Genomic DNA, 24903 nt, shown 5'->3' on the forward strand with positions numbered 1-24903 from the left:
ATCCCGGCGCCGGCTCGATCGTCCCCCGTAGTCTGTCAACAGCCAAAAGCGGACCAAGGTGCCGCAGACTGATTGCCCATTCCCGACTGAAGGACACCGGTGCTCAACCCGCGCTTCGTATCGATTCAGATCTTCGCCACCGCCCGCCCGGAAAATGCACCGAACGGTTGTGGCGCGATTTTCTCTCCAATGCCACTCGAGGTAACCTCGAATGACCGTAGATAAATCTTGATCCGACGTAGCGATTTCCCCTTAGAACAGAAAAGTCAGGTTGGCGGTCACAACGAGCGCACTTCCGGTGTCCGGCGCATAGGTGATGGGCGTCGGATTGTTGGTGTAACGAACGCCCACGCCCGCATACACCCCACGATACACCTTTGCTTTGTAGGCCAGAGTGAATGTCGTGCTGCTGGAATGAGTCAGGGAACCGGCAGCCCGTGACGCAGCCTGCGCATACGGGCTGAATGAGTTCCTGTCGATGATGAACGAGTACGTGTCCTGTGGCCGGCTGGCGAACGGGCCGACCGCATAGAATCTTAATTCATATGTGCTGTCAATTGCCGTAAATTCCGAATTGCCTCGCTGAACAGAGAAGCCGGCAAACAGACCTCGATAAGGTGCGGAGGCAGAAAATCCATATACTTGCTGATCACCCATGAGGTACCACGCGTATTCACCCGTTGCGCGCCCGCCGTTCTTGTAGTCGGTGTACAAACTATTGTTATGTATATACCCGGCTCGGTACCAGCTTTGCATTCTGCTCGCTGTTGGTTCGGTCTTGTAGCCCAACTCGTTAATTAACAGAGTCCGGGCGTTCTTTATGTGCCACTTAAGCGATGATGGATTCTCGAGGTTTTCCTGCCCATATCCGTCAGGACTGGAGGCGGCCTGCACCCCAAATTTGTCATAGATCGCGTCGGTCAAATGAAACGTGAGATTCACTCCTGGGCGCGATGCCAGCGAGCTCGACAACCCGGCCTCCGCGGGCACTGTTCCGGAAGCCCCGAAAATCACATTTGTGATGTTCCCCGCGATGTAGGGACCGTAGAATTCGAAATCGTTGCCCAGGTAGCCGAGCTTGGCCTCCACTCGCTTATTGAAGAGTGTCTGGTAGTAGTAGAGCTGTCCCAACGTGAGGACGTCCGGCGTCCCCGCAGTCCAGTTGGTCCGGATCCAAACTCCGTCGACCACAATCTGCCCGTCCGGAATGCCGTATCGCGAGAGATCCGCGACGACAGCAAGGTTCGCTGTCGCGATGTACGTGTTTCTCTGGCCATCGTAGCGCTGCTTTCCCGCTGGGGGACCACTTCCCGCTGAGCCACCAAGCACGTTGTCCTCAACGTGGCCTACCCAGAACCCCTGGTAGCCAATTCCGTTCTCCGCGAGCATTCGGCGGAAGCTGTTGTCCCCTGTCAGGGTTCCGGCGGGCGGCGGGAAGTCGACAAAAATGCCCTTGATACGGACGTCTGAGTAAAGATCACTTCCACTCGCAGGCGCGACGGGAACGGCTGGTACAGAAGCCGGGGCCGTCTCCGCCACGACTGTCGGCGCGGTTGGCGGCGTCGCCGGCGCTGGGTCCGCCGTCACCGTCTGGGGACTTTCGGCTAGCGCTCCGGATTCGTCTTTTGCCGGTCCAGTGCTGGCCGCCATTGCACCTTGAACGCTCAGGAGGGCCAGCACCATCACTGCCAGGTTGCTGCGCAGCCTCATATTTCCATTCGTTCTACTTACGATCATCTAGTGTCTCCATTTTTGTAATACTCTTGTAGATTTCCGATTGCAACAGCGTTTCGTGCGCTCTGTCGCGACAGCCTCCCCGCCCTCTTAAGGGCGAGTTTCAACGTTTCCCGCTTCCTGGCAGGTCGCGTAGTATCGGTGTGCTAGCGGATGCCGGTCGACCAGGCTCGCCTGGAGATACGCTCCCTGAGGCGTTCAGTCGTTGATGTTCGCAGCCGGTAAAAAGTCTTCTGCCGGTTTGGCAAAATAGCGCCCACTTCTGAGTGCACCCGCCAAGGTCGTGCGCAGTCCGGTCCGGTGATACTGCGGATCAAACCCCATCGCCGCATGCAGGAAGCGGCGGTTGTCCCACAGCATCACGTCATTCGGGGTCCAGTGATGCGCGTAGACGTTGGAGGGATCGGCGAGATATCCAGCAAGCTCTGCGAGTAACGCGTCGCTTTCCACCTGGTCCATACCGATGAAAGTATCGATATACGTCGGACTGATATAGAGGCTCTTCCGGCCTGTTTCAGGGTGTTGAATCACGACCGGATGCACTACGGATGGGTAACGATTGATGATCTCTTTCCCCGCCCACAACTGTGCGGAGCCCGAGAACTCCTCGGGGGTTGCCGGACGCACACTGTGCCAGAGTGCACCTGGGCGGGACTGCTGAAAGGGCCCCATGCGCAGCGTTGCCTTGAACTCCAATTTGTCGATCCGCTGCTTCGTTGCCTCGGGCAACTGGTCATAAGCCTTCTGACTGTCTGCGAACAGGGTCTCACCATCTTTCGGCGGCACCTCTACCAAACGCAGTAGAGCCCCCTTGCAGATCTCTAGCGTGTATGCGGTATCGCGATGCCAAGGCAGTCTCCCCTCGCGCAACTGATCTCCATCGTATACATATGCACTCGCGGAGCCACGCCGCGAGCCACCCAATTCGATCAGGTAAGGCTCGTCTTTCGCGCGGATTTCCGGCATCGGATGCATTTCCAGCTTACCAAAGCAGCGGCTGAGTGCCAGGTGCTGGGCATTAGTCTTTACTGCTTCACGGAAAAGCAGAATGCCGTGCTCAAGCCAGGTCGCATACAGGGCAGCGCGTGTGGCATCGGAAATTGGCTTCTCGAGATCCAGGCCGACGATTTCAGCGCCGACCCGCATGGGCTTTACCGAAAATCCCACCGCGGTCATACCGTTAGTCATACCTACCTCTTCACAGTTCAGTGCTGACTCCAGCCAGTTCTCACATCGCTGGAGCCATACACAAGTCACGAAAAAAACTGTTCACCCGGACATGCCGTCGCAGGACGCATGCGCTATCGGACAGCGCCGCAGAAGCGAAGGAAATCGCTCTCCTCACGGCGCGGCAGCGCATTCGCTGATGAACAAGGCGATAGGAAAGTCGTCACGAGGATTTAGCGGGGCGGTTTCCGGCTATGCCATAGGCGTAACGTATCCGCACCGGCCGCAGATCGTGCCAACTCAAAACAGAGCAGGTAATGGGACCGGCGATCCGTAGACTGGCGATGCCGCGACCGGCGGCCAACGCAACGTTCAGGTGGCATTTCGTCTCCGTAATCTTTTCTCTCTTGACGCGGCCCCATCCGGCTCGATACCGGTGAACGCCAGCATGCAGAACTGCCGTCGGGCAGCTGCCCGAGACACATTATGTATCCATATGTGTATATGTTAGTTACTTCTTGATGGTTGTCAAGAACGTGCCTACCCGAATATCGGAGGCATCCTGCCACCGGCGAGCCGCCGGCACACGGTTGAGATTCCAGCCGTCAGTAGCGCGAATCGGGTACAGAGCTGCACCTATGGAACGACATGCGAAAATGGCGCTTCCCGGGATTTTCATCTGACCGACATCCTCGATGTACCGGGAAGATCAGAAACGCCTCGAATCCGGCGCAAGCCGCTATCTTCAACGGGTCAATGCTTTTCCTGGTTTTCCGCTTCGCAAGCCCTGGCGAAGTCTACGGATAGCAATGGTCCGTTTTTAGCGCAGACCTTGAGATTGCAGATCTATGCGAGGAAATCCTCAGTTTCGAGCCGTTCAGCAATGAAGCGGACGAAGCGCGCGGCGTCAACACCATTGATCACACGATGATCATAGCTAAGCGATAAAGGGAGCATCTGCCGCCAGCTGAGATTTCCATCGATGTCACGGACCGCAGTCTCGCGCGTGCGGGTTACGCCGAGAATGGCCACTTCTGGCGCATTGACGATCGGAGTAAAGCCCGTCCCCCCGATATGACCGAGGGAGGTCACGGTCATACATCCCCCAGACATCTGGTCCATCGGCAGGCCCTTGGACTTCGCTTTGCTGGAAAGCTCAGCGAGTTCGGTTGCAATCTGGGTTACGGACTTGGCATCACAATCCCGGATAACAGGTACGAGCAGTCCCCCGGGGGTATCCACGGCAACGCCAATGTGGATATAGGATTTCAGGACGAGTTCGCCCTTGTCGTCCAGCGAGGCGTTGAATTGTGGAAACTCCCGCAACGCCATAGCCAACGTTTTCACGATCACGGGAACCAGGGTCAGCCGGACCGCGCCGTCGACGTTGTGTGCCTTGCGTCGAGCCTCGAGCTGGCTAACGTCCGCTTCGTCCTGGTGAGTAACATGCGGAATCATCACCCAGTTGCGGGCCAGAAAACTAGCCACCAGTCGCTGTATCTTGGACAGGGGCTTACGTTGAATAACACCGAACTGACCATGATCAACTTTCGGCCAGGCAGCCAGATCTTTTGCCCATTGCTCACTCATGGTTGCACAACTCCTCATAAGACATGTAAAGGCACCCGTGCGTCCGATGCATTCATTGGATTTTTCGCTTGCCAGCACGAAGAACGAATGACGTGGAAAATCCCGTAGCGCTCACCGCGCCTCGAGGTCCGCTGCAGACCGTTCCATGCTCGCGGCCCGTCCCGCCCTTCGCCCCGAAAACACACAATCGGCAAGCGACATGCCGCTGATGTAGCCCCCGGAGCACAAGCCAACGGCCACTCGACCTGCCGCATAAAGGCCTGCAATCGCTTCGCCGCCTTCAGTCAGAACCGCCCCGGTTTTTTCGTCTACCCGCAGACCGCCGAGGGTGAACATTTTTGAGAAGGAGAAGCGGTTCGTCACAGCCAGGTTAAGGGCAAAATAGGGGGCATCGCTGATTGGGCGAAGATGATCAACAAGCTTGCCGAACGGGTCCCGGTGAATACCTGACGTACGGTTATACTCAGCCAGCGTTAAAGCCAGTCTGTCGGGTTCGATACCCAGTTTTCGGGCCAGGCCGCGAATACTGACACCCCAGCGAGTTCCACCCGCGACGATGTTCAGCAAGGTCGGCGCGTACAGAAGTTTGAATTCGGCGCGCGGTGCCGTGACGCACTGCCAGAGTGCTCGCAGGAAACTGTACCGGTCGAGGATCAGCCAGGCTTTGCCGCCCGGCTGTTTTGCGATTGCCGCACCAAGGTCGCCTGTGTAAGCGTCTTCATTGAGGAAACGTTCACCGTGTTGATTCACGGCGACTCCCTCGAGCAATGCCGCTGGCGGCGAGATCGACCGGTTGATGAAGAAGCTGTCGGGGCGGGAGACGGTTCCCCCTACGGAGCAGCCAAGGTCCATGCCGCTTCCGTCGTCGCCAATGGACCCCAGGCGCACAATGGCGCTTAGATGGGCGGCAACGAACGGTCGAACCTCTGCGATCTTCTCGCGGTTAAAGACGAACCCACCAGTCGCCAGGACAACGCCGCGCCGCGCCCGGATCCGAACCAGCTCCACCTTCTGCTCGCATTCCATCTTGCGGCAAGCCTCGATGTCACGCTCCTGGGCTTCCGGATCCAATGGCCTGAGTGGCGTCACGGAGTCGAAGATGGCCTGGTGCGAGGCTGTGTCCGCTTCAGCGACGGCTTGCGCTTCCACACCGATCACGCGCCCTGCCCGGTCCACGATCAGGCGCGTAACGGGTGCGTGACGGACAACGTCGATTTTCCGCCTTTCGACGGCATCCCTGAGCGTCCCGAAAAAAACATTACCCGTATAACCCTTCCCGAGTGCTCTGTGACCGCGTGGAGCGGGCCGTGCGCCGATCTTCTGTGCCAGCTGTTTTTCATTTCCCGAATAGTAGAGGGAATATTTCTCGGGCGGGTAGAAAGTCTTTTCCTTAAACACAGTACCGGTTAGCGGCATGCCGTGGTCGATCAGCCAGTCGACATCGGCCGCACTGCCTTCACAGAACCGGCGTAGTGTCTCCGGCTCAACGGCATCACGCAGTTCAACTTTCAGATACCGATACATGTCCTCGATGTCGTCGTCAACGCCTTCACGCGCCTGAACACGGGTCGCTCCCGCGTAGACGATGCCGCCACTGTAGGCAGTCGCACCGCCACCGTTGAAGCGATCGAGCACGACTACGTCCGCACCTTCCTCATGCGCCTGGAGAGCCGCGCACGCACCGGCCGCACCGAATCCCACAACAACGATATCGACCTCCCTCGTCCAGTCGATATCTGCTGGCGTGTCGACGTAAAGCGGAGCCTCCGCGACTGAAAGCGGTGGTCGGTGCGGAGTTCCATCCGCAGGCAGACTATCGTCTTGCTTCGAAAACATAGCAGGTCCGCCGGCAATACCTTCAACCGATTCTTTATCCATGACCTAAACTCGCTCTTTGTCAGCCACACCCCGGAAAGCACATGCGTCGAAATAGCTGGCCCCTCGTAACGCGCGCCAATCATCGCCGGTCTTCGAGCTGAAGCCGCATACCGGATCCTGCCTGCCACGTCCTATTCAATAATTCCAATCACCGTACCCACGGCATAGGTTTCCCCCAGACGGCCGATAATCTTCAGTCTGCCGGTGGCTGGACTTTCAATCTCATTCGTCGACTTCTCTGCCTCGATAGCGTAAAGGGGATCGCCCTCCTTTACATTAGCCCCGTCTTCTGCCAGCCATTCGGCAAGAATCCCCTCACTCATTTCGAAGCCAAGTTGGGGCACAAGAATTTCCGTCGCCATTGAATTTTTTTCCTTCCGCTGAATAAATTAAAAGGCAAAATTTTAAAAAATATCGATCGAAATTACACGCACGCTGATCGCTCCCGCTTACCGATGCCTCGGGTGATATCCTGCATACGCAGGACATTGAGGCGATGCGGTTCCAACTATCCGGTCAACGGGTTCGACATCGAGTCTGGCCGTCCTGCAGCGTCGAATTACGGTTACAGAGTCATCTGTCACCCGGCAACCATGGCGATTGCTCGACATCTGGCAATGTCCTGCTGCTGCAGCAAGCAGACGGATCGCCAGTCAGCGCCGCAGACTCGACTCATTTACGCCAGACGGCAGCTTCCGCTACTGCCTTGCGCATTGGCGCACAGGCGAGCCAGAACAGCACAGCCGCGATCGGCGCCATGATCAACATTGAGAGAGTGAGACTGTCGCCCAGCCGTGCCTCGTCTCGAAAGATCAGATCAGTACATCCCGCAACCAGCATTGGTCCAAACCCGTAACCCAGTCCAGAGGAGACCAACAGAAAGATACTGGAGACTACACCGCGAAATTCACTGGGTGTCGTGAGCGGAATCGCCGCTCCTATCCCAGCTACGCCAAGACACATGAAGGTCAGCGCCACAGCGACGAGGAACATTGAATACGTACTCGCATGCACTGCCAGGATAACGAAAGATCCGAGCAATAAGGCAATCACCATTAACACACGCATATGCGCGTCTCTTACACCGCGACGATGATGTAGATAGTCAATGATCTGCCCAATGAGTAACATGGAAATACAAACTGCCACCACAGAGAACATTGCGAAGGTAAAGCTGATCTGGGCAATCGGACGGTGAAAGTGGCGAACGGCATAAGTCGGCGCCCAGGAGAGCCACCCGATTGCACACATGAGGAGCGAGCCATACCCAAAAAACATGGGAGCGTAAAACTTCCCTTTGTTTTTCATATACCCCAGTGCACTCGCCAGCGACGCACGTGATTCGGGTTGCAGACGTTCACGCCGCTCGGGTTCGGGAAAGGTCAGGACAAGCGGTAGCACGAGAAGAGACGGCACCGCCGCAGCCATGAAGACGATCTGCCATGTTGCGTAATGCCCCCCGAGGAAGGACAGACCCGCGCGGGGAATTGTCGCCAGCATCAGGCCGCCGAGCGCGAATCCGACACCATTCCCAATGGTGGCACCCATTCCAAAGATCGAGAACGCAAGGCCCTGCCGTCTATGCGGGATTGCATCGCCGATCAAGGAATACGCAGCAGGCGACAGCGTAGCCTCGCCCGCTCCCACAGCCAGCCGCGCGAGAAGCAGATACTCGAGACCATGAGTCAGACCGCAACAAAGTGTCGCGATCGACCATACGAAGACACCCGCCAGAATCAGCATTCGACGGGACCATCGATCGATCAGATAACCGAGGGGTACGCCCAGCACGGAGAAGAAAACGGCGAACGCCAATCCTTGCACCATGCTGATCTGGAAATCGGAGATGTGCAGGTCAGCTTTGATCATCGGAATCAACAGACCGACGATCATGCGATCCAGTTGCGACGTCAGATAAAGCAGCACCAGCACACCAAGCATGTACCAGCCGCGCACGGCGGCCACCGGCGCCGACTGCGACAGTCGCCCTGTCGTCTCCGTCCGACCTGCAGCGACTTCTTTGCCGTCAATGTCCATCAACATGATCCTCCTCCTGGAAACACGCGGCACTTTTCCTTGCCGTTGCTTCGTCGTCAGTTATTCTTTCGTCGTCCGTTTTACAGGACGTCTCGGCGCATGCAGGATTTGTCAGGTTCCAGTCGCCTCATGCCCCACCTGCTGCCCGTTCATACTTGCCGCTTGTGCCGCACGTCTTCCGGAGAACACACAGTCCGCCAGCGACATACCGTTGATATAGCCAGCCGCGCACAGGCCTGCAGCGGAATGTCCCGCCGCATATAATCCAGAAATTCTCCGCCCCGCCTTATCCAGAACAGAACCGGTGTCTTCGTCGACCTGCAGTCCGCCCAGCGTAAATGTCTTCGCAAACGAGAGGCGGTGGGTGACGGAGAGGTTGATAGCGATATAAGGCGCCCTGCCTATCCTATGCAGATGCTCACCCTTCTTGCCCAGCGGATCTGTACCGCGCGCAGTCGCGCTATTGTTCGCGGCGATGGTAGTGGCGAGCGCCGCGGGAGACACGCCAGTCTTCCGCGCAAGGCCGCGCACGGTCATCGAGTAACGGGTTCCACCAAACAAGATGTTGAGCAGCACAGGGGCATAGATCATCTTGAACTGTGCCCGTTTAGCCCGAACGCACTGGTAAAGGGCTGACATCAACTGCGAGCGGTCAAGAATGAGCCAGGCCGCCGCGCCCGGCTGACGGGCCATCTCCATACCAAGATCACCAGGGCTAGCGTCCTCGTTGACAAAACGCTCTCCCTTACTATTCACGGCAATTCCGCCAAGCAAAGCCTGGGGGGGAGCAATGGAGCGGCTAAGGTAAAGATTTTCCGTCTTCACTGCCACGCCTCCAGCTGACACACCGAGGTCTATGCCGCTGCCATCGTCCCCGATCGATCCGAGACGCACCAGCACGCGATGATTTGCCGCCACCATCGGCTGTGTCTCCCGCAGCTTTTCCGCGTTGAAAACGTACCCGCCGGCCGCAATGATCACTCCACGGCGGGCGCGAATGCGCACAGGAGGCTGCTGCTGGTCCAGCTCGAACCGCCGGCATTCCTCGATGGCTCGATCCTGCGCTGCAGGTTTGAGCGGCTTGTGAGGCGTCACCGATGCGAAAAGAGCCCGATGTCGTTCAATGGCGTCCGTCGCGATGGGCCTGGCTTCTACCCCGATCACAGCGCCGCTGGCGTCAATGATCAGGCGCGTAACGAGCGTATGCGTCAAAGTTGAAATCCGCGCCTGGGCGACTGCTTCCTTCAGCACACCAAAGAACACGTATCCGGTAAATCCGCTGCCCGCGGCCCGATGCCCCCGCGGGGCGGCGCGTGCCCCAGTTTTCTGCTCAAACAGTCTTTCGTTACCGCTGTAGTAGAGCGAACTCGATGCTGGAGGATAGGAGGCGTTGCCTGCAAACAAGTCGCCACCATAAGGCATGCCATGCCGGACCAACCAGTCGACGTCGGCCCGGCTACCCTTGCAAAAACGATCCAGGGTCTTCGGGCTCACAGCGCCGCGAAGTTCGACCTCAAGATACCGACGCATCGCCTCAACGTCATCCTGGACACCGGCGCGCTCCTGGATACTGGTGCCGCCCGCGTAGAGAATGCCACCGCTATAGGCCGTCGCGCCTCCTCCGTCGAAGCGGTCAATCACCAGTACGTCAGTTCCCCTTTCATGCGCCTCCAAAGCAGCGCATGCCCCCGCTCCTCCGAAGCCGACAACAACAATGTCTGCCTCGCGCTCCCACTTCACGTCGCCAGCCTCGCTGACCCGTAACGGACCAAGCGCGACAGAAACACCGGGGCTGGTCATGACGCCGCCATCGCGCGGGCAATGTCAACGATGCGCGCCTGGCTCGGCACGAACGCCGTCTCGAGCGGCTTCGAGAAAGGCACCGGACAGTAAGCGCTTCCAAGCCTCTCGACAGGGGCCTTCAGCAAACCAAACAGCGCGTGCCCCACTTCGGCAGCGATTTCCGCTCCGACGCCGAACGGCGTGACCGCCTCGTGCACCACCAGCAACCTGCCCGTCTTTCTGACCGACTGAAGCACCAGTTCGCGATCCCACGGCGATACCGTGCGCAGATCGATGACCTCTGCCCGCAACCCTTCATTCGCGAGTGTGTCGGCCGCAGCCAATGCTTCCACCACCATGCGCGAATAGGAAACGATGGTCAGATCCTGCCCCTCCCTGACAACGAGCCCCTTGCCGAGCGGGACCCGCTCGCCGGGAGTAATCGCCCGGCCCCAGGCCGGGGCGCGATAAGAAGGCATGTTTTCGATGAACAGAACCGGGTCAGGATCGTCGATGGCAGCACGCAGCAGCCCATAGGCATCTGCCGGGTTGGACGGGGCGACCACCTTCATGCCCGCCGTATGAGCGAACCAGGCCTCGAGATAGTCGCAATGCTGACCACCGCTGCCTCGTCCCGCACCGGTCATCGTGCGGATGGTGATCGGCACGCTCGTCTGGCCACCCGACATGAACCTCAGCTTCGCGGCATGATTGACGATCATGTCCATGGCGACAGTCGTGAAATTCATCAGCATGATTTCCGCGACGGGCTTCCAGCCACGAATCGCGGCACCGATCGCAGCGCCGACAATGGCCTGCTCCGAAATCGGAGTGGAACGGACACGCCGAGTGCCGAAGCGTGTTTCCAGGCCACGCGTTATGCCTACGATACCTCCGCCTTCGCGGTCACCCACGTCCTCGCCAAGAACAAGGACCTTCGCATCGTCGTGCATCGCATCGGTCAACGCCATGTTGATCGCCTGAAGCAGATTAGGACTTTTCTCCTGCGTCCTGGTGCGCTCTATAAGTTCGGTCGCCATTACGCCAACTCCTCTTCAAACACGTCGCGCTTAAGTTCCGCGGGCTCCGGCCACGGACTTGCGAGTGCAAAATCAACGGCTTCATCCAGTTGCGTCTCGATACCGGCCTCGATTGCGGCGAGTTCTGACTCCGTCGCCACACCACTCTCGATCAGCTGTGCGCGAAAGATGGGATACGGATCGGCTTCGATCGCGGCTGCCTTCTCGGCCTTGTCCATATAACTATCGTCGTCTCCGAAGATGTGCCCGTGGAACCGGAACGTCATCGCTTCGATAAGAGTCGGTCCCTCGCCCGCACGGGCACGCTCGACTGCTTCCCTCGCGAACGCGTACACATCGGACGGGCTGTTCCCGTCAACCCGCGCCGCCGGCATCGAATAGGCTATGCCACGATCGGCGATCCGGTCCGCGGAGGTTCCGCTTTCGTAGGCGGTATGTTCGGCAAAGCGGTTGTTCTGGCAAACGAAGATCACCGGAAGCTTCCATACGGAAGCCAGGTTGAGGCTTTCGTGAAAAGCACCGATGTTCGACGCACCATCGCCAAAATAGGCAACCGTCACCCGATCGTCGTTCTCCAGTTGCGAAGACCAGGCAAGGCCGTTTGCAATAGGCAAGGACGACCCCACAATGCCGGTCGTGACCATGAGGCCTTTGGCGGGATAGGTCAGGTGCATCGGGCCGCCCTTCCCCTTGCAGGTACCGTCGACGCGCCCGGCAAGCTCGGCCCAAAGGTCCTTGAGGGGCAACCCCTTCGCCAGCATGTCGTGGATACCGCGATAAATGGTGCAGATGTAGTCGTCATCCGTGAGGCACGCTGATATCGCCGACGGAATGACTTCCTGGCCGCGGTAGCTGTAATACGGCATCACCAGTCGCCCCGAGCGGATAACCTTGCGCGCGCGCTCATCGTTACCCTTGAGCAATGCCATCCGTCGAAAAATGTCGAGCTGGACGGCCGCTGGAATGGCAAAATTCCCTGAAATCATATCGCTTCCCTTTCCATGGCCAGTTTAAATTGGAGTCCTTACGTATCAGATACCGGATCTCCTGTCACACCGGATACATCAGATGAACCCGAGACGATCGAATACAAAAACCACATTCTTTCAGGTCGTTAGTTTGGCCATGTCCGACGACGAGAAACGAGAACGACACGCGTAGAACGCCAACCTCAGCGGCTACGCAAAGCTCAAAGTGAAGGTGCGGGAAAATCGATGCGACAGCGCCTGCAGCCGATGCCGGCGGAACGCATACCTCATCAGGAAGCTTCCACAGGCCCGCCCCGGCAGTCTCGCAGAGAGCGACCACACCTGTAAGCCAGGCCTATGCTCAGGCCCACCCTCCCGTGAGGTAGGCCGCAATTCCGCGATGCATGTTGTAGATCTGTCGCTCCTGGACCGGGTTCAGCCTTGACCCCTTGAATGACGAGCAGCTCATACCGGCCTGCACCCGTTCCATATTGCTCAGGTCCTGATAGAGCAGTGGCGGAATGTCGGCCCGGTGCTCCCGATAGTTCTCGTAGTATTCGCGCTTGAAAGAGGATGCAGCAGCCGGGGCAACCCGTAACATCGCCCACATGTCCAGCAGGCATCTTCCGGGGTCAGCACCATGAGGCCGAGCCCGCATCACCAGACTCGAATCGACGCCGAACACCAGAACCATGTTGGGAAACAGGCTCCAGTCAACGCCTAACTCTGCCATATCCTGCGCGGTGAGATCGTGCCAACCAGCACCCTCATCGATCGCCTGCTGCCGCAGTCGGGCCGCATACGCCTTCATCACATCGATGGGGTCTGCCTCAGGACCAAATCCGGCCACCGCTTCCGCAACGATCGATGCACCGCGACTGCTTGTCGTGCCTACTCCGCCAGTCTCCCTGGCAATCCGTTGGATAGCGGCTGAAAAAGCCTCGGCAAAATGTTCGGGTTCCGGACGTCCCGTTTCGATGGCGGGCATGCCGAAAGGGCGACCACCGCGATTTGTGTGGCTACCGTGCTTTCCCCGCTCCCGGCTTGTCGTGACCGCGTCAAGAAATGGCAGCGTCTGAAAATGAGTCGAGGGAACGTGATAACTTTCCATGAACGATTCAATCGCAACCTTCCAGTTGCACTTGATCTCCATGGTCTTGTACCACGTGAAACGCATCTTCTCGAACTCGAGCCGACCGAGGTTTTCCGGCACCGGATCGATAAACTTCTCGAAAGCCTCGCATCCAGCATCAAAATTGATGAAAACGAAGCCGCCCCACCGTCCGACCTTCACCTCAGCAAGACCTGCTTCGCCATGCGACAGGCCACCGCGACAGTCCCAGTCCTCAGCATTGCGGATGTAGGTGTTCTTGCCCTGAAGATCCCAGCGCCAGCCATGGAATGGGCAGTAAAAGCGCGTGACGCTACCGCATTGATGGTCAATCAGTTGGCGACCGCGATGCGGGCAGGAGTTCTGATAAGCCTTGATATCGGCCTCGCCCGTGCGGACGACGATCACAGATTGCCCCACGATTTCGTAGGTCACAAAGGAGCCGATTGTGGGCAGTTCTTCCTCACGGCACGCCATCTGCCACGTGCGCATCCACAACATTGCGGCTTCCTGCCGGGCAATCTCGGCGGAAAAATACACATCTTTGCGAATGAAGTCGTCACGCAAGGTACCCGACGTTTCCGTCTCCGCCGAATGCCCCGTCTCATCAACTGCGTGGGCGTGTTCTTCCAGCACAATCGTCTCCTATATATGGCTAGCGCTCACAAGTACGCTTAAGAGCGCCGATGAAATGCGTGTGCCTTGACAGTGAATCGCCCAAGCGGACGATACCCGTCTTTATGTATCCATATGTGTGTATCTTATTTATTTCTTGAGACTTGTCAAGAAACTTGAGCGGCGCCCCGCCGTGGCTCCGTCAGCAACCGGTGCCGACGTCCGCCGGCTGGTGCATTCCCGAACCACTTGGGTAATCTGCCTTGAGCGCGAACCTTGAGCGCGGAATGAGATTAATGAGGATGGCGGACATACATCGGACGGGGGCAGAAGGCCATCATCGATCACAGGCGACAGAAATCAGCCTTCTACCGCTGCTTCCCGGGAGGTGTTGCCAGTGCCGGTAGTCCTGCGCAAACGGAAGCATCTGGGTGTCGCAAGATCTCGCGCGGATCTCCACGAGGACGAAACACTTGGTGCCCCTATCGTCGGGGAGAGCACCTGGACTTAGTTCTGGCATGGGACAAAAGTGCCTCCACCAAGCCGACACTCGCGTATGAAGAACAAAAAAAACAATGCCATTGCCATTGCTGCGGCGTCGCCCGAGCAGCAGTGCATCGAACACCGCTCGAACTCTGTGGTCTTGACGGGACACGACGCGGCAGCCCGCCCCGAAACCACCGGACTTTTATGATTCGGCTTGCATGCCATCTCCGTGTCTTGCTTTATCGGCATGCACCTATCGGCTTGAAACTGCGGCAAGTGCGTATACTTAGGCCATCACTGTCGAACCTCTCATTACCACCCTATGTACACATCGACGTTCACTTACTCCACTTCAAAATCCTTGTCAAGCCCCGGATCATTGCGCTGCCCAGCGAGCGCCCCAAGCAATGGCGACCGAGGCTTTGTCGCCACATCCAGTCCTCGCCAGAGTCGTCCAGCGACACCGCGACACAACTCGACGCCGGGAGCCACACGATGAAGAAAAATACGACGGTGGCAATACCCGATGCAGAGGCTATGAAACGCCGGGCCAACGGCATCCGGACACACGCCAGGTTGCTCGAATGCGCGGTATCACTCTGGGCGGAACTCGGCCTGACAGGTGTAACAATCAGCGCACTCGCGGAGCGGACCGGCCTGACCCGTCGTACCGTCTACCAGCATTTCGAGAACCGCGACGTTCTGCTCGCGGAAATGAAAGATCATCTGGATGAGGAACTTGTGAAGCTTGCCGCCGGGCATGCATCCGCGTTTCCCGATCCCTACGGCATGGTCGCAGGATTGGCGGCCGATAATCTAGACCTGGTCCGATCGCGCATCCTCGATATGATTTCCACTGACGCAAACGACAATCCTCTCGTCATGGATACGATCAAGTGGTTCCGCGTTCTCGAAACACGTGGCCAACTTAGGGACGGCATCGATCCAGCGCATGCCGCGATCATCTGCCTGTCGATGTGGTTCGCCGCGACTCTAGCGGTTTCGCTCGCGGCGACTCCAGCCGAGCGTCGCGAACAGGCTAAACGCTTCAGCAGGACATTCGCCGATGTCATGAGCCGCGGGGCGTTTGTGGAAGGTTACCGGCCTGGCTCTCACGAGCCCCCCATGCCATCTCAGCCTCGGCCAGGCCGCAGGCATCGTGCCGACGAGACGCCGCAGGACGATAAACGGTGATTGCAGGAGATGCCCCATATCTTGGCGCGCACAACCTTTCTCATGAAGACACTGGACGGCCCATGACCTTCCGGGGGCGATACTAAAGAGGCAAGAGCCGCCACCATTTCGTGCTCGTCAAGTTCGCCACACAAGCCTTGGAAGTTCATATATAGGAATATTGTTTATTAAATTCATCCTGCTCACTCCTAGAGAGCAGGATGATTTCGTTTAAATCGTGCGAATCGCACATGACGCTCGGAGCGCACCCGCTTGTCCACGGTGACATTGATCTCTGACGTTCTGCGCGACTTCCATCAGGTCGAGGTCGACATCGCTGCGACCTATACCGACATGGTCAATACGTGCCATGGTAGAGCAAAACCTCACGACGAACGCAACTGCCCCATCCAACGAAGTCATCTGACTGCCCACGTGCGAACGGGACCGCTCCCGCATCCGCCTCGTGGACCGCGAGAGCTTGCCCCTGAATTCATATTGTCGTACACTGTTCAATATTGAATACGATTATCCGGTTGGGTATGATCACTCTGCCAGTGAGTTGCGGTTGTTTATGGTGGAGCATGAATTGTCACCGCTGACCGTATCAGGGCTCCGAAAAGACCGATTTCGCGAGGCATGATGCGCCCGGGTCGATCGGGACGAGCGCACGGTTAAGGGCTTGCCAGCAAAGTAGGGAGTAGCGCATGGGTAACCGAGCGAGATCGTTGCATATGCTTGTAGAAAAGTGGTGCGGAAGCGGGGCCGCGGGCCACGCCCGCGTCAGGCATTTCTGCCATTCCAGAGAAAAGCTGTTGCGTTATGTCTGTGTCGAGATCTCTCGTCCGTCGGGAGCGGTCGCAATCATATTTTTTCGACATGCCGACGGGTCGTGGTGCGTATTTCCCCCTGACCGCAAGCGTCCTGCGATGGGCGTTCGCCTTGCGAGAGACGCTCCTGCTGCAGATATTCACCACAACACGCGCGAAGCGAGAATCGCGTAGGGCAAGAGAGATTACAAGCAACAAATGGAGATGAAGTCCGGTGTCAATCCCAACTATCCTTGAGGGTGATTTCGCTAGCGAGCGCGATTCCATGGAGTACGACGTCGTAATTGTCGGTGGCGGCCCTGCGGGCCTATCCGCGGCCATCCGCCTCAAACAACGTGCGGCGGAGAAAGGCATCGAACTCGGCGTATGCGTACTGGAAAAAGGCTCGGAGATCGGGGCTCACATCCTGTCGGGCGCGGTCATGGACCCTCGCGCCATCTCCGAACTGATTCCCGACTGGAAGGAAAAAGACGCCCCCCTGAACGTCGACGTGACCGAAGACCGCTTCCTGTTCCTCACGGAAGCGGGCGCGAAAGCGGTGCCGAACTGGGCACTCCCAGACAACTTCAAGAACCACGGCAACTACGTGATCAGCCTCGCGAACGTCACGCGCTGGCTGGGCCAGCAGGCCGAGACGCTGGGCGTCGAGATCTTCCCGGGCTTCCCCGCGGCCGAAGTGCTCTACAACGAAGACGGCTCGGTCAGGGGCGTGGCCACCGGCAACATGGGCGTCGGCAAGAACGGCGAGCCCACCGAAAACTTCCAGCTCGGGATGGAGCTGCACGCGAAATACACGCTCTTCTGCGAAGGCGCGCGCGGGCATCTGGGCCGTCAGCTGCAGGACCATTTCAAGCTGCGCGACGGGTCCGATCCGCAGGTGTATGGCATCGGCATCAAGGAGCTGTGGGAAATCGCGCCGGAGAAGCACAAGCCCGGCCTCGTGATCCACACGGCCGGCTGGCCGCTCGAGAACGACACCTACGGCGGCTCGTTCCTCTATCACCTCGACAACAACCAGGTGATGGTCGGCTTCGTGGTCGGGCTCGGCTACCAGAATCCGTATCTGTCGCCATTCGAGGAATTCCAGCGCTACAAGACGCACCCGGAAATCCGCAAGTTCCTCGAAGGCGGCAAGCGCGTGTCGTACGGCGCGCGCGCGATCACCGCGGGCGGCCTGATGTCGCTGCCGAAGCTGGTGTTCCCGGGCGGCGCGCTCGTCGGCGACGAGGCGGGCTTCCTCAACGCGTCGCGCATCAAGGGTTCGCACGCGGCGATCAAGACCGGCATGCTGGCCGCCGACGCCGCATTCGATGCCGTACAGGCCGGCCGTAGCGGCGACGAGCTCACCGCCTACCCTGAGTCGTTCAAGACCTCGTGGCTGCACACCGAGCTCCACCGCGCGCGCAATTTCAAGCAGTGGATGAGCAAGGGCCTGTATCTGGGCGCGCTGATGGTCGGCATCGAGCAGAAGCTGATGGGTGGCAACGTGCCGTGGACGCTGCATCACCAGCACTGGGACCACGAGATGCTGAAGCCGGCGTCGCAGTGCAAGCCGATCGACTATCCGAAGCCAGACGGCAAGCTCACTTTCGATCGTCTATCGTCCGTGTTCATCTCGAACACGAATCACGAAGAGAATCAGCCCACGCATTTGACGCTGAAGGATCCGGGCGTGCCGGTGAACGTCAACTGGCAGACGTACGCAGGTCCGGAATCGCGCTACTGCCCCGCTGCCGTGTACGAGTTCGTGAAGAACGGCGACGGCAGCGACCGGTTGCAGATCAACGCGCAGAACTGCGTGCATTGCAAGACCTGCGACATCAAGGACCCGACGCAGAATATCGTGTGGGTCACGCCGGAAGGTGGTGGCGGCCCGAACTATCCAAACATGTGATACGTCAAGGCGGATCTACCAGTGTTCCGCCTCAGAAATAGATTTAATAATCATCGGGCTGCAAATAAGGGGGCAGGCGCGTGACGACCACGTTGGCCATTTCGTCGAGCGAACCCATGCCCGGCAGCGGTTCCCACCCACCGCTATGGCTACGAAACACGGCGCCGTATCGATTGCCGCCGAGCTCGGTTACCCGACACCATCTTGCCCTCGAACAGCGACATTCTGGCCAACCGAACCACTAGCGCGGCCAAACTTGGGATTAGTAGATCGTCGCTTACGGGATCTCTGAGTTCCGTGGAATTGTCGTCTTCTGAATCGTTTTCACGCATTACCTGCTGCTCATTCGCAGCACTCCCGGAGACTTCGCGCATGGTCATGTTAGACGCGCCAGCGGCTTTGTACCTGACAAATGTCAGCACGCAAACGCGGCACGCTTATAGGTCGTTGAGCAGTCTGTGTTTTCTGCTCGGTCAATATACCGACTCTAACGAGCCAGTCAAGGACGTGACTTTTCCAAGAATCTAGTTTCTAGTTTACTGACCTCAGTGGACCACCTCTCGAGCTTCGAAGTCTTTGGTTCGAAATTTCAATGGTCCCACCCTCCCGTTCTGCATGAAATCTTCGGTCGACTTTGTGCACCTCATCTAAATATATGCAACCTGCATATTTTTGGTTTTCGGTTCTTCGCGTGCTACTCGCGCGCCCCTCGTTGGCGGCTTCGGTACGGAGGCATCAGTTGGAGAGGACACAGGAGGCCGGTGAGCAGCGGCTACTGTGCGGTTCCCCGCGCGCGGGCGCCGGTCCAGTGCCTCCGCCTATCCGCTCACTTCTGCATTTTGCCAATCGCGTCCAGTTGCGCTAGCACCTCACCGGAGAGGTCGAGCGTCTGCGCTGTCATGTTCTCGCGCAGGTGCGCCAGCGACGATGTCCCCGGAATCAAAAGAATATTTGGCGCCCGGTGCAGCAGCCACGCGAGCGCGACGGCTATCGGCGTGGCGTCGAGTGATCTTGCAATATCTGACAGCGCTGTGGACTGAATTGGCGTGAAACCGCCTAGGGGAAAAAACGGCACATACGCGATACCGCGTTCCGCCAGCGCATCGATCACCGCATCGTCGTCACGGTGCACGAGGTTGTAGTGATTCTGGACACAGACTATCGGCGCGATCTTTTCTGCATCGTTGATCTGCTTCGCCGTCGCGTTGGAGATGCCAATATGGTGCACGAGCCCGCGCTCGCGCAGCGCGGCGAGCGCTTCCATTTGCCTTTCGACGGGGCCTTCGGCGGGCTTGTGGACGTCGCCCATGATGCGCAGATTGACCACGTCGAGCGCGTCGAGCCCCAGATTGCGCAGGTTGTCGTGCACGGCGCGCTCGATATCGGCAGGCTCCAGCGCGGGCAGCCAGGCGCCCGTGCCGTCGCGTACCGCGCCCACCTTCGTGACGATCGTGAGATCGTCGGCATAGGGATGGAGCGCCTCGCGGATGATCTGGTTCGTCACGTGCGGGCCGTAGAAGTCGCTCGTGTCGAGATGGTTCACACCGAGCGCGAGCGCCTCGCGCAGCACGGCCACGGCTGCCGCGCGGTCCTTCGGCGGCCCGAATACGCCGGGGCCGGCTAGCTGCATGGCGCCGTAGCCCAGGCGGTTAACGGCGCGGCCGGCGAACTCGAAGGTACTCTTAGGGGTGGACGGTTGATTCATGGCGTTCTCCTAGGAAAGGGATCGCCTCAGTATGAACTTCCCCGCGCTGTTGGATAATCGGGATAAATTTGCACGGGGCGTTCGAAATTTTGCACAATTACATGACGGTCAAACGGGAAACTCGCATGTAATCACATCGGCTTGCATTGTTCCCGAGGCCGTCAAAGAACACTTTGGAGACATGCCAACTGAAGAACTTTCCTCCGCTTTGCGAGTGTTCCCGAGCTACATTCGGACGGAGGTCCAAGCAGCATTGCTTGAATACTTCAAGGCGTACCAAACGCGCCTTCTCGGTATCAATCGAGCACACGAAAGCTTCATGCCTGCGCGAATCTCCGGTCTCTTTGTCGAACCGCGAGGCTCAGTGTCGGCGGACTTCGCTCTGACGCCAGTGCGCTACGAATCTATCGACGTAGGTGAAGACGAGCCGGTCGAAGGGCTGGATAACGCTCCCTGGCTGGTAGACGACCAGTCGAATCTTCGTGCAGCCGTTCTTTTCACGCGCTTCGAACCTGTGCGAGGTCCTCGCACCCTTAATGTCGAAATTGCGTTTTCTCCGTCATCGGAGAGCGCGGCGTTCGTGAACCGCGCGTTCGAGACCATCGAGCAAACACTTTTGAAGACCAAACTCTATCGGGGGAAGGTGCTCTCGTTTGAGGACAAAGAGACCTACATCGGGCAGACCAAAGGCGTCACAGTACATCGCCTGAACACGGTCCGGCGCAAAGAGGTGATTCTTTCACCCGCCACGATGGAAGCGCTTGACCTTCACATCTTCCAGTTCGCGAAGAACAGGGCAGCACTTGCGAAGCTCGGTCACTCCCAACAGAAGGGAATCCTGCTTTACGGCCCGCCTGGAACCGGAAAGACACACATCATTCGTTACCTCGCGTCCAATCTAGAGCATCACACGACGCTGCTCATCACGGCTGGACAGGTCGCGGCGCTCGATGAGTATGTCAACCTTGCAAAGCTACTCCAGCCCTGCATCATCGTTATTGAGGATGTGGATTTGATTGGCAGGGACAGGACGCAGATGTGGTCTGCGTCGGCTGGGCTCTTTCGCGACTTGAACAGCGTGGTTGGATTGACTCCTTCCACGACCTTGACGCATTGAGGCACGGCCCGGACGAACTCGTATGTGACTCGGGCCGGGTCTACCAGAAGTGCCGCGTCAGGGGCTAAGGCCGAGAGCCCGAGCCTCGCGCCATCATACGGGACAACATAAACCCCATCCGACTCAAGCCCTTTGCGGATGTCGGGTGGGACTTTGACGTCGTCGATGAAAAGCATCACGCTCTGCAGTCCAACCAGGGCGTGGGCGACGAAAACCGGGTTGTAATTGACATCAGAACCGCGAAGGTTCAGCAGCCACCCGAGGTCATCGAGCGTAGAAATCAAGTGCCACTGCGTTCCCTTATCCAACATGGCGGCGCGCAGGGCAGCAAGCTTTTCAATGCGGTCTCGAGTCGCAAACGGAGTGTCGTGGACGTAGACGGTATTCGGAGGTCCTGCCGGACGCTCAGCCCAGACCACCGCCAAGAGGTCGACATCAGTACGCAAGCACAGGCGGGCCTTAGAGTGGCTAACACAAGTCATCCACGAAGCGGGAACAGATGACAGCAGCAGCGAGAGAGAGCAACGCAATATGAATGTCGAGACGACGCTCGAAGCGAATGCGCAGTTTGCCGAAGCCGGCAAACCAGGCATGCGTGCGCTCGACGACCCAGCGATGTCGTCCAAGTCGCTCCTTGCTTTCTACCCCTTTTCGGGCGATACGAGCCGTGATTCCGCGCTGCTTCAGGTGGCGCCGGTGCTTCGTGTGGACCGATGCAAGGTAAGCCGCGACGCGCGAACACTTGGCTCGAGAGGCGTGGCTGGCCTGCCATCGGCGCGCCTTCGAGTGATTTGGCGGCAGCCCCGGGGCGAATCATCATCGACAACGCGAAATGCGCGATCCCCAGGGTATGCACGTACGCCCCCGAGGTCCAGCGCTCCTACGCGGGCCTCGCTGAAGGATATAGCTTCAGGATCAATGCCTGTCCCCCGGCACGACCCGCAGAAGAAGGGCGTCGTTGAATCGGGCGTCAAATACGTCCAGAAGTCCTTCATGCCGCTGCGCGCGTTTCGTGATCTGCCGGATGCCAATCGGCAACTGCGCGAATGAATCATGCAGGAAGCCAGCGTTCGTGAACACGACACGCAAACAGCCGCTCGCGCGCTTCGCCATCGAGAAGCTGCTGCTGACGGCGTTGCCCGATGTGCCGCCGGTGCTCGCAGCATGGTCCACGGTCACCGTTCATCGTGGCGCTCACATCCAGCATCACAAGGCGCTCTACTCGGTGCCGTTCGCTCTGGTTGGCAAAACGCTGTGGGTGCCCTTCAACGCCGCGCCCGATGCCGATGGGCCATTCAATGCGTATTCCGGCGGACGTGATCATGATGCCGGAATGAGCGATCACGGGACCGAAACGGGTGATCACGTAGCCCACTGCGCGAGGATCGGGCTGACCATCTCACCAATCTCAAAAAACTGTCCGAACAAGCGTCGCCACCTCTGTTTGCCCCCAGGTTTCCGCATCGTCAGTCAGTAAGCATCGCCTGTAGACCCGACACTTACCGAATCTGGTATCACGGGGAGCTTTTCCAGGTTAACCCGCTGGACCCGATAGCCCTCGTGTTCGAGCAAAGGTAACATCGAAGACGCTCCAATCAGATGCGCGGCCCCAACAGCGACAAGGATTGGCCCTTTCATCGACTGGATACGATCACTCATCAGGGCTGACATGAAAAGCGATGTCCCCAGGGCGTACATCAAATCACTTGCCTGCTTCAGTTGAGGGACATCGCCCGGCTCCATCGGCCGTTCGATATCCACCGCAAGTTCATTGATATCGGCCTGCCTCCAGTCCTTTGCAATATCTCGTATGAGGTCATTGTCCACGGGCCGGTCAAATCTCTTGCAGGCTTGCAGCAACCCCACAATCTGGAGGCGCTCCGGCACGGCGCCAAGGTACTTGCCGTTTTCCTCCGCAGTAATGAGCGTTGAAAAATTCCTGTGCGTGGCTAGCGCCGCCTGAGTTATCCGCTCCTCAAAACCCACATAAGCGGGCGGAGTTTTCACGCGATGCATGACAAGCAGCGTCATCGCCCACGGTTTAAAACGAGTGAAGACGTTATAAGGAAGCTGTGCTTTATCCGCGCACGCGTGCAATGCATCAAGATTCTCTAATCCGACATAGTTCTCCAGACTGTCTGTCAGGGGATACATCTCCTGCTGCAGGATCGCAGCCTTCTCCGCTTTACTGACGCCGGAAACCGGCGATTCAATTACGACAGAGTTAACTCGCGTCAACGCCTGGGCCAGGACCGCATCGATATCCTCAGCCGGGTCGGGTAGAACATGCACGGTTGGCATCAAGAGCAAAAGAGGCCGCCCTGGCGCGCTGGCCTCCCAGAATATTCCTTCAGAAGCCTGTGCTCCTAACATACCGAGCGCGCAAACCACGAGGCAGCCTATGCGAACCATGACGTGCCCGCCTTTATTTCGTGCACGCATCTCTCATTCTCCTTGTTGCGCATCCAGCAAGCTGTTCAATTGCTCGATATCCTGCTCATCAAGCTCTCCCGTCACATCCTTCAGACGCACACCCCACATCAACGCTGTAATACGAGCCTCATAGTAGTTCCGCTGCTGGGAGTACAAGCGGTCCTCCGCAGCTAGCACGTCGGAATTCAGCCGTACGCCTTTTCGATAGGCCTTGATGTTAAATTCCACGGATGACTGCGCCGAGCGCACAGCTTGCTGGAGCGCTGCGACCCGGGTGCGTCCCCCTTCGTACCCGAGGTAGGCCTGCTGAGCCTGTTGCGCTGCATTCTGACGTGCCACCCCCAGGTCGTCTTCCGCCTTGTCTTCCAGGGCAAGGTTCTCGCGCGTCAAGCTTTGGCTGGACAATCCATCAAAGAGCGGAATCGTAATTTGAATCCCAATCCGGGCGGAAGATGCCGCTGGCCCGCCGGTGATGAAATTGTCCTGTCCGTTGATATAATTGGCGTTGCCCCGGCTGAACGACGCAATGGCCGTCACTGTCGGCAAGGTGGCGTAGCGCGTCTTCAACGTGCGTGTATGCGCCCGAGCCACCTCAAGCTGCTGGATTCTGGCATCAAAACTGTTGTCTCGGGCAAGGGCAGCCCATGCCGACGCTTCGGCCGGGAACAAGCCGGGCAACGCCTGGCTAGCCGTCAAACCTGCGAGTTCCCCGAGAGGCCTCCCGACAATGCTTGCAAGTTGCGCTTCGCGCTCCTGTAGCGCATTGACCATATCGACTTCGTCCGCCTGGGCTGCCGCAACGCTTGCCTCGGCATCCTGAACATCGACCACGGTGCCGTTGCCGAGCCTGAAATTCTCCCTAGCTACTTTCTCCTGCTCCTGTAAAGCAGCCAGGTGTTCTCCGGCTGCTTTTCTGTCCTCCTGCGCACTCAGTACAGAAAAATAGGCATCACACAAGCGAAGAATCAGGTTGCTCTGACTCTTCGCGTAGATAATGCGGGCCTGTTCGACCTCAAGATTGCTGTCTCTGAGGTCCTGGAATGCACCCCAGTCAAATATTGTCTGGGACAGACTAAATGTAAAGCCATCTGTCCGGTAGTTCGGGAAAAGAGCGTTCTCCTGGTCAACGTGACCGTTAATTGCGCTACCGGATGCTCTAACAGACGGCAACCAGCGTGACCGGGCTTCCGGGTACTTCATCTCTTCCGCACGTAAGAACGCGGCCGCCCCTTGCACCGTTGGGTCGTAGCCAATCGCTGACTGATACAGGCTTTGCAGGTCCGATGAGCGGGCTGTTACGCCGATACCAAGCATCGCCAGACCCAACAGAGCCGTACTTATCC

At 58.3% G+C, this 24903-nt stretch carries 17 protein-coding genes and 3 pseudogenes; 5 read left to right on the forward strand and 15 right to left on the reverse strand.

All coding sequences use genetic code 11. The annotated features are described in order from the left end of the window. Positions 1 to 252: 252 nt before the first annotated feature. The 10 genes from BFE01S_RS15870 to BFE01S_RS38795 form a co-directional block, all read right to left on the reverse strand. The gene (locus BFE01S_RS15870; RefSeq protein ID WP_028226375.1) at positions 253 to 1710 is read right to left on the reverse strand and encodes a carbohydrate porin; all 1458 of its coding nucleotides are present in this window, start codon (positions 1708 to 1710) and stop codon (positions 253 to 255) included. A gap of 222 nt (positions 1711 to 1932) precedes the next feature. Beyond that, positions 1933 to 2922 (reverse strand): TauD/TfdA dioxygenase family protein, encoded by a 990-nt coding sequence (locus BFE01S_RS15875; protein ID WP_028226376.1) that lies wholly within the window; start codon positions 2920 to 2922, stop codon positions 1933 to 1935. 825 nt (positions 2923 to 3747) lie between these two features. Further along, on the reverse strand, positions 3748 to 4491 hold the full coding sequence (locus tag BFE01S_RS38790) for a 2-oxo acid dehydrogenase subunit E2 (RefSeq protein WP_084169974.1): 744 nt from the start codon (positions 4489 to 4491) through the stop codon (positions 3748 to 3750). Positions 4492 to 4602: 111 nt separating this feature from the next. Further along, positions 4603 to 6369: an FAD-binding protein gene (locus tag BFE01S_RS15885; RefSeq protein WP_084169917.1), complete on the reverse strand. Its 1767-nt coding sequence runs from the start codon at positions 6367 to 6369 to the stop codon at positions 4603 to 4605. A gap of 131 nt (positions 6370 to 6500) precedes the next feature. After that, positions 6501 to 6731 carry a biotin/lipoyl-containing protein gene (locus BFE01S_RS15890; protein WP_028226378.1) on the reverse strand — a complete coding sequence of 77 codons (231 nt, stop codon included), beginning with the start codon at positions 6729 to 6731 and terminating at the stop codon, positions 6501 to 6503. A 310-nt stretch (positions 6732 to 7041) separates the two neighbouring features. Beyond that, positions 7042 to 8412 (reverse strand): MFS transporter, encoded by a 1371-nt coding sequence (locus tag BFE01S_RS15895; RefSeq protein ID WP_028226379.1) that lies wholly within the window; start codon positions 8410 to 8412, stop codon positions 7042 to 7044. A 105-nt stretch (positions 8413 to 8517) separates the two neighbouring features. Then, positions 8518 to 10206, reverse strand: coding sequence for an FAD-binding protein (locus tag BFE01S_RS15900; protein WP_052420896.1), 1689 nt, complete (start codon positions 10204 to 10206; stop codon positions 8518 to 8520). Beyond that, positions 10203 to 11228 carry an alpha-ketoacid dehydrogenase subunit beta gene (locus tag BFE01S_RS15905; RefSeq protein WP_042337747.1) on the reverse strand — a complete coding sequence of 342 codons (1026 nt, stop codon included), beginning with the start codon at positions 11226 to 11228 and terminating at the stop codon, positions 10203 to 10205. The genes BFE01S_RS15900 and BFE01S_RS15905 overlap by 4 nt, the downstream gene beginning before the upstream one ends. Continuing rightward, on the reverse strand, positions 11228 to 12214 hold the full coding sequence (locus BFE01S_RS15910) for a thiamine pyrophosphate-dependent dehydrogenase E1 component subunit alpha (protein ID WP_028226382.1): 987 nt from the start codon (positions 12212 to 12214) through the stop codon (positions 11228 to 11230). The genes BFE01S_RS15905 and BFE01S_RS15910 overlap by 1 nt, the downstream gene beginning before the upstream one ends. Before the next feature lie 343 nt (positions 12215 to 12557). Continuing rightward, positions 12558 to 13943 carry an aromatic ring-hydroxylating oxygenase subunit alpha gene (locus tag BFE01S_RS38795; RefSeq protein WP_052420897.1) on the reverse strand — a complete coding sequence of 462 codons (1386 nt, stop codon included), beginning with the start codon at positions 13941 to 13943 and terminating at the stop codon, positions 12558 to 12560. Positions 13944 to 14478: 535 nt separating this feature from the next. Between BFE01S_RS38795 and BFE01S_RS44325 the strand changes: the two genes are divergently transcribed. The 3 genes from BFE01S_RS44325 to BFE01S_RS15925 all read left to right on the forward strand — a co-directional run bounded on the left by BFE01S_RS44325 (position 14479) and on the right by BFE01S_RS15925 (position 18305). Further along, complete coding sequence (locus BFE01S_RS44325) at positions 14479 to 14616, forward strand: hypothetical protein (RefSeq protein WP_156967029.1); 138 nt, start codon at positions 14479 to 14481, stop codon at positions 14614 to 14616. Positions 14617 to 14903: 287 nt separating this feature from the next. Further along, a complete protein-coding gene (locus tag BFE01S_RS41920; protein ID WP_028226383.1) occupies positions 14904 to 15602 on the forward strand; it encodes a TetR/AcrR family transcriptional regulator in 699 nt (232 codons plus the stop codon). A 1074-nt stretch (positions 15603 to 16676) separates the two neighbouring features. After that, on the forward strand, positions 16677 to 18305 hold the full coding sequence (locus tag BFE01S_RS15925) for an electron transfer flavoprotein-ubiquinone oxidoreductase (RefSeq protein ID WP_042337749.1): 1629 nt from the start codon (positions 16677 to 16679) through the stop codon (positions 18303 to 18305). Positions 18306 to 19131: 826 nt separating this feature from the next. Here the strand turns inward: BFE01S_RS15925 and BFE01S_RS15930 are convergent. Next, a complete protein-coding gene (locus tag BFE01S_RS15930) occupies positions 19132 to 20010 on the reverse strand; it encodes an aldo/keto reductase family oxidoreductase (protein WP_028226385.1) in 879 nt (292 codons plus the stop codon). Between the two features lie 751 nt (positions 20011 to 20761). Between BFE01S_RS15930 and BFE01S_RS45835 the strand changes: the two genes are divergently transcribed. Beyond that, positions 20762 to 21127, forward strand: coding sequence for an ATP-binding protein (locus BFE01S_RS45835; RefSeq protein ID WP_245621121.1), 366 nt, complete (start codon positions 20762 to 20764; stop codon positions 21125 to 21127). Here the strand turns inward: BFE01S_RS45835 and BFE01S_RS43075 are convergent. Then, a pseudogene (locus BFE01S_RS43075) lies at positions 21121 to 21609 on the reverse strand (aminopeptidase P family N-terminal domain-containing protein); the annotation flags it as partial. The gene BFE01S_RS45835 and the pseudogene BFE01S_RS43075 sit on opposite strands and share 7 nt — an antisense overlap. Further along, a pseudogene (locus BFE01S_RS43080) lies at positions 21596 to 21823 on the reverse strand (transposase); the annotation flags it as partial. The pseudogenes BFE01S_RS43080 and BFE01S_RS43075, both read right to left, overlap by 14 nt. A 55-nt stretch (positions 21824 to 21878) precedes the next feature. Between BFE01S_RS43080 and BFE01S_RS43085 the strand changes: the two are divergent. Continuing rightward, positions 21879 to 22388 (forward strand): annotated as a pseudogene (locus BFE01S_RS43085) (Mu transposase domain-containing protein); the annotation flags it as partial. A gap of 209 nt (positions 22389 to 22597) precedes the next feature. On the opposite strand, the gene BFE01S_RS15945 reads toward BFE01S_RS43085, so the two are convergent. Both BFE01S_RS15945 and BFE01S_RS38810 read right to left on the reverse strand, forming a co-directional pair. Then, the gene (locus BFE01S_RS15945) at positions 22598 to 23569 is read right to left on the reverse strand and encodes a TraB/GumN family protein (RefSeq protein ID WP_084169924.1); all 972 of its coding nucleotides are present in this window, start codon (positions 23567 to 23569) and stop codon (positions 22598 to 22600) included. Positions 23570 to 23572: 3 nt separating this feature from the next. Then, complete coding sequence (locus tag BFE01S_RS38810; RefSeq protein ID WP_169742636.1) at positions 23573 to 24886, reverse strand: TolC family protein; 1314 nt, start codon at positions 24884 to 24886, stop codon at positions 23573 to 23575. Between the last annotated feature and the right edge of the window lie 17 nt (positions 24887 to 24903).

Source organism: Paraburkholderia ferrariae NBRC 106233 (genome assembly GCF_000685035.1).
Classification (GTDB): domain Bacteria; phylum Pseudomonadota; class Gammaproteobacteria; order Burkholderiales; family Burkholderiaceae; genus Paraburkholderia; species Paraburkholderia ferrariae.